General features: G+C 53.7%; 8 protein-coding genes. 7 read left to right on the plus strand and 1 reads right to left on the minus strand.

Annotated features, from left to right (window positions below):
* The 5 genes from QJ48_RS06260 to QJ48_RS06285 all read left to right on the plus strand — a co-directional run.
* Window positions 1-469: RNA-guided endonuclease TnpB family protein (locus QJ48_RS06260; protein ID WP_157261537.1), on the plus strand; the 469-nt coding region annotated here is incomplete at its 5' end.
* Window positions 470-793: 324 nt separating this feature from the next.
* On the plus strand, window positions 794-1975 hold the full coding sequence (locus QJ48_RS06265) for a glucose-1-phosphate adenylyltransferase (protein WP_193394406.1): 1182 nt from the start codon (window positions 794-796) through the stop codon (window positions 1973-1975).
* Window positions 1976-2014: 39 nt separating this feature from the next.
* The gene (locus QJ48_RS06270; RefSeq protein WP_054972786.1) at window positions 2015-2356 is read left to right on the plus strand and encodes a general stress protein; all 342 of its coding nucleotides are present in this window, start codon (window positions 2015-2017) and stop codon (window positions 2354-2356) included.
* A gap of 54 nt (window positions 2357-2410) precedes the next feature.
* On the plus strand, window positions 2411-2998 hold the full coding sequence (locus QJ48_RS06275) for a hypothetical protein (RefSeq protein WP_054972787.1): 588 nt from the start codon (window positions 2411-2413) through the stop codon (window positions 2996-2998).
* 468 nt (window positions 2999-3466) lie between these two features.
* The gene (locus QJ48_RS06285) at window positions 3467-3742 is read left to right on the plus strand and encodes a hypothetical protein (protein ID WP_054972789.1); all 276 of its coding nucleotides are present in this window, start codon (window positions 3467-3469) and stop codon (window positions 3740-3742) included.
* Between the two features lie 9 nt (window positions 3743-3751).
* Here the strand turns inward: QJ48_RS06285 and QJ48_RS38025 are convergent, their stop codons facing one another.
* Window positions 3752-3910, minus strand: a complete 159-nt coding sequence (locus tag QJ48_RS38025; protein WP_193394407.1) for a hypothetical protein — start codon at window positions 3908-3910, stop codon at window positions 3752-3754.
* 167 nt (window positions 3911-4077) lie between these two features.
* On the opposite strand from QJ48_RS38025, the gene QJ48_RS06290 reads away from it, so the two are divergent.
* Window positions 4078-4413, plus strand: a complete 336-nt coding sequence (locus QJ48_RS06290) for an STAS domain-containing protein (RefSeq protein ID WP_054972790.1) — start codon at window positions 4078-4080, stop codon at window positions 4411-4413.
* Entirely contained in the window at window positions 4410-4880 is a 471-nt protein-coding gene (locus QJ48_RS06295) for an ATP-binding protein (protein ID WP_054972791.1), read from the plus strand. Before QJ48_RS06290 ends, QJ48_RS06295 begins: the two co-directional genes overlap by 4 nt.
* Window positions 4881-4977 lie beyond the last annotated feature (97 nt).

A 4977-nucleotide genomic window follows, 5' to 3' on the forward strand; every position in this document is an offset into this window, starting at 1 on the left:
GCAGCGACGTTTGTCTCGTCGACTGAAAGGTGGGTCCAACTATCTAAAAGCGAAGCAAAAAGTCGCTCGCATACATGAGCGAATCGCTAACGCTCGGCAAGACTTTCTACATCAGCTCTCGACCAAGTGGATCCGTGAAAACCAAACGATCTGTCTGGAAGATTTGCAGGTTCTAAGTCTAATGAAAAATCATAAGTTAGCAAAGTCCATTGCTGAAGCAAGCTGGTCAACCCTTCGCACGATGCTGGAATATAAAGCAATGTGGTATGGTCGCACGATCAGCATGGTCGCCAAAAACTATCCAAGCAGTCAGCTTTGTCATGTATGCCAATGGCGCAACCCCGAAGTGAAAAATCTAAACTTGCGAGCGTGGACCTGTTCAGGATGCGGCACGCACCATGACCGTGACCACAATGCCAGCATGAATATCTTGCAAGAAGGACTGCGTTTGTTGGCGAAGGCCAACTGAACTGCGGGAACTGCAGGGATCGCTTGCTCAAGAAGAGAAGGATGCTTCTCTGTTCGCAAGAATCCCCCACCTCAGCGCCATTAGCGCAGGTGGTGGGAGTGTTCAAAGGGGCGTCTCTTTCATTATTGTTGCCATGTACATTGAATATATTGGTGAAAAAATTATAAAACTATAGATCAAACGATCCGTTCGGCCCGCCTGGAAAGACGGCCGGCTCTTTCTATGAAAGCTGCCAGTTTATGTTTCATAGACCGCTCGCCCGGTTAATCATAGGTATCGAACGAAAGCGACGAAACACTAGACCAACAGAGAGGTGCAGGTGAAATGATGAATTCCCAAGCATGTGTAGCTTTGCTGCTTGCCGGCGGGGAAGGCCGTCGGTTGGGCGTGTTGACCGCATCCAAAGCGAAACCGGCGGTTCATTTCGGCGGTGCTTACCGGATCATCGATTTTGGCTTGAGCAATTGCAAAAATTCGGGGATCCGCTCGGTTGGCGTCGTGACCCAATATCAAGCCGGATCCCTGCATGAACACATCGGTAACGGGGCGGTCTGGTCGAACGAAGCGGACGGTGTAACCCTGCTGCCGCCGCAGGATAGCGAATATGCGGGTACGGCGGATGCGGTGTACAAGAATCAAGCGTTCATCCAGCGGCACGAACCGGAGCACGTGTTGATCTTGTCGGGCGATCATATATATCGGATGGATTATCGGCGGATGCTGAAGCAGCACGAGGACAGCGAGGCCGATGCGACGATTGCGGTCACGCCGGTCGCATGGGAGGAAGCCTGCCGCTTCGGCATTATGCGGACGGACAGCCAAGGGCGGGTCGTTGAATTCGCGGAAAAGCCGGCCCAGCCGAAAAGCAATCTCGCCTCGATGGGTATCTATATATTCAAATGGTCTTATTTAAAACGGATGCTGGACAGCGACGCGCGCAATCTGCATTCCTCCCGGGACTTCGGCAAAGACGTCATACCGGCCATGCTGCGCTCCGGCGGCAAGCTGCACGCATACTCATACGACGGGTATTGGCGCGATGTCGGAACCGTAGAGAGCTTGTGGGAAGCGCATATGGATCTGATCGGCGAACAGCCGCGATTCCGCTGCAGCGAAGCCACATGGCCGATGCATACGCCCGCATGCATAGCCGGACATTCCTACGTCGATCCCTCGGCCCGCGTCACGTATTCGCTGATCGCCGGCAACAGCCATATTTTCGGACAAGTGGAACGCTCGGTCATCTCGCACGACGTGTACGTCGGGCGGGGCAGCGTGCTCCGCAACTGCATCGTGATGCCGAATGCGCATATCGGACGGGGCGTATTCGCCCGCAACGCGATCATCGGAGAAGGCGCGGTCCTGATGGATGGGGCCACCGTCGGAAGCTTATCGAAGTCCTCGATCGCCGTCATCGGCGACGCGGAAATGGTCATGAAGCAAAGCGGCAAAAAGCCGAAAGTGTACATGCCGATCGGACAGCTTCAACTGGAGCACGTCCGGTAAGAAGCTTGATTATACTATCGACTGAAGGAGGCGTTACCGATGTATCATTCGATCGTAGTAGCCAAGGGCGAGCAGGAAGTGAAGCAGGCGGTCCGCGATTTTCAATCGGCGGGACGCGGCGTGGATCAGATTCAAATTTTGGCTCATGAGAACGTGCGGACGGAGGAGATGTTTAAGCCCAAGTATGCAAGCCGGATCGGGTTCGTGGGAGAAGCGATGGCGCATACGGTAGCGCCGCTGTACAAATGCGAGGGCATGGCGCTGCGGGAGAAGCTTCTGTCTCTCGGGCTGTCCATGCCGGCGGTCGAATACTACGAGAAGGAGATGGCAAGCGGACGCCTTGTCATTGCCGTAGATGAGAATGTCATTTTACATCAATAAATAAACGTCTGAACTCGATCCGTTGTCTGACACAACACGGGAGAGGTGATTCCAATGAAACGGTTAAGCAAATGGTGGTTGATCGGCGCGGCTGCAATCGGACTGACCGGGGCTTCCTGGAGCTCCGCCGAAGATTCGCCTGCGGCATTGGACAAGCTTTCTTATCCGTCTGCGCTGGCGGCAACGGAACAGACGCTCACCGTAAATACCGCTGTCTATGAAGAATCCGGAACCGGAGCCGAGATCGGAGAGCCGGTCAAATGGCCGCTGGAGCGGGTCAACGGGATCGCGGTTACGGACGATCTGAAAACGCTTTACGAAATGAAAGGCAAGCCGAATGCCGAGGAAACCGATCCTTTGTTCAAGGACGAGCGCATCTTCGTATACGATGATTGCCGGATCGGCCTGTATGATCAGTTTGTCCAATACGTCATGGTTCCCGTTCAGGCGGGCACGATCGAGATTGACGGCAAGACGCTGGAGATGAAGGCGGACACGCTGCGGCAAACGCTTGGCACGCCGGATTGGACGGGCGAAGACGGGATCGTCTACAAGCGGGGCCAGCGGGCGCTCAAGCTGTTCTTGGACGAGCACACCGGGAGGCTGCTGTCCGTTCATTATTTCCATACGGCAACCGATTGACCCGGAGGATACGATACAACTGAAAAACTATAGGGGTAAAGGTCGGATTTTTTCCGACCTTTATTTGTTCTTCATGCATGAAAACTTGACCTGACGGAATAAATTTAGAAAGCACCAAAATCGCTCTTGAGTTCTCAATTTCTTCTCCATCTTATTATGGAAAGAGGAGTTTCTACATGAAGGATTTGGTAAAACAACTACTCCATCTGAAACAACAGGAGGCTGACTTACGGCAGCAGGAACTAAATATGCTTGGGATCTGGTGGGAGTCGGCGAACCGGAGATGATGGCGTCATTTTTAAATAACTCTGTTTTCAGTAACTCGAAGAATCCGCTTCAGGCCACTATTGTCAATAGCCCCAGCGTTCCGGTCAACGTTTCGAACATTAACGATTTGCGTTCGATTACGACGATTACCGGCAAAGTATTCGGCTCGACGACCGATTTTTTAACTGCCGGTAATCCTTGGTGACGCTGGCAACGTTAAACAATGTAACGAACCAACGGGATATTCGCAACGGAACGATAGCCGGAACTCTTACGACGAACACGATCTATAACTTAAACAGCAATTTTAGCAATTCGACAACCACGACCTTTAGATCGGCCGGCGGTTCAGGAATCGATCTTACCGGCGGGACCGTTATGGCCACGAGATCTCTTTCGGCCAATACCACGAACGGACAAGATAGACGCCGATACCGCAAAAAAGCGCACGCGGCGGAGCCGGTGCGCGTATCGTGACGCAGTGGACTAGAGCATGGGCAATACGTAACGGACCAGGAAATAGAGAAAGCCGAAAAAGATGACCACGTAAGCCGCGTATTTGATGAAGGTGGAAGCGACCATACCGGAATCCATCCGTTTCTCGACGCTTTTCTTCTCGATGTCCACGCTTTTCATAGGATCCATCTTCAATCACTCCTTGTCTGAGCTGAAGTTTTTGGGCGCCTCGTTAGTGATGATTACCCCGGCAGCTTTTCGGTGAATCAGCAGACTTCCCTGCGGAGTGCCGTGAAAAACTTGCTAAAATCTGCTATTCTACAAATAATGATTGATTCAGGGGGAGGTAAAAGCGGATGGACAGAGACACGCAGAAGTTCCATGTCAAAGTGCTGAATACGCCGGAAGCGAACGTGTTGTTCTTATCCGGTGAGCTTGATTTGAGCACGGCCGAGCAATTCCGTTCCGTCGTGGAGCCGCTGGCGGGTCAGCGGACGGTGCCGCTCAAGCTGAACTTGCGGGAGTTGACTTACATTGACAGCACGGGGATCGGGATTTTCGTCTCCGTCCTTAAGAAACGGCAGCCGGAGGAGGCATCGTTTGCCGTACAGGAAGTGCCGGCCAAAATTCGGCGGCTGTTCGACATGACCGGGTTGTCCCGTTACCTGACGATGGAAGGGGGCGGACTATGAAGGGGCAAACGGAGGCCGGCTCGAAAACCGTTGTCTTGTGTGTGCCGCTCCTGGCGGACGATCTGGTCACGGTCCGTTTGGCGCTGTACGGCGTGGCCGTCCGGGTAGGGTTGTCGTACGAAGCGATCGAGGACTTGAAGGTAGCGGTAACCGAAGCGTGCAATTATGCGATCCTGCAAGCGGGCGAAAGGGAACCGCTGCCGATGCTGCGGCTGGTCTTTACGTTGAGGGAGACGGAGCTCAAGATCCGGATTGGAACGGATTCGCCGGATGTTACGTTCGGGGAAGCGCTCCGTCCCGTGAAGCTGCCGCAAGAGGGGGCGGAGGCTTTGGAGCGCCTCGAAGACTCGCCGATCGGCCTGTATTTGCTGCAGGCGTTGGTGGATGAGCTTCGGATGGATCCCGGAGACGAGGGCGAAGATGCGTCGGAAGCTATCGTCCTGATCAAGCGACTTGCGGCCGGGTGAACGGGCTTTCCGATCATGGAGCGGAGATTCCCAGGCCGAATATGCCCTGCATGGAATGCAATTAGGCTGTTGAAAAGAGGATTTTGACCGAAATAGA

Source organism: Paenibacillus sp. A3, from assembly GCF_001399685.1.
Taxonomy (GTDB): domain Bacteria; phylum Bacillota; class Bacilli; order Paenibacillales; family NBRC-103111; genus Paenibacillus_G.

What these genes read in the sequence shown, in the direction of transcription:
- QJ48_RS06265 (WP_193394406.1), top strand. Translation starts at nt 794, where the DNA reads ATGATGAATTCCCAAGCATGTGTAGCTTTGCTGCTTGCCGGCGGGGAA.
- QJ48_RS06270 (WP_054972786.1), top strand. Translation starts at nt 2,015, where the DNA reads ATGTATCATTCGATCGTAGTAGCCAAGGGCGAGCAGGAAGTGAAGCAG.
- QJ48_RS06275 (WP_054972787.1), top strand. Translation starts at nt 2,411, where the DNA reads ATGAAACGGTTAAGCAAATGGTGGTTGATCGGCGCGGCTGCAATCGGA.
- QJ48_RS38025 (WP_193394407.1), bottom strand. Translation starts at nt 3,910, where the DNA reads ATGGATCCTATGAAAAGCGTGGACATCGAGAAGAAAAGCGTCGAGAAA.
- QJ48_RS06290 (WP_054972790.1), top strand. Translation starts at nt 4,078, where the DNA reads ATGGACAGAGACACGCAGAAGTTCCATGTCAAAGTGCTGAATACGCCG.
- QJ48_RS06295 (WP_054972791.1), top strand. Translation starts at nt 4,410, where the DNA reads ATGAAGGGGCAAACGGAGGCCGGCTCGAAAACCGTTGTCTTGTGTGTG.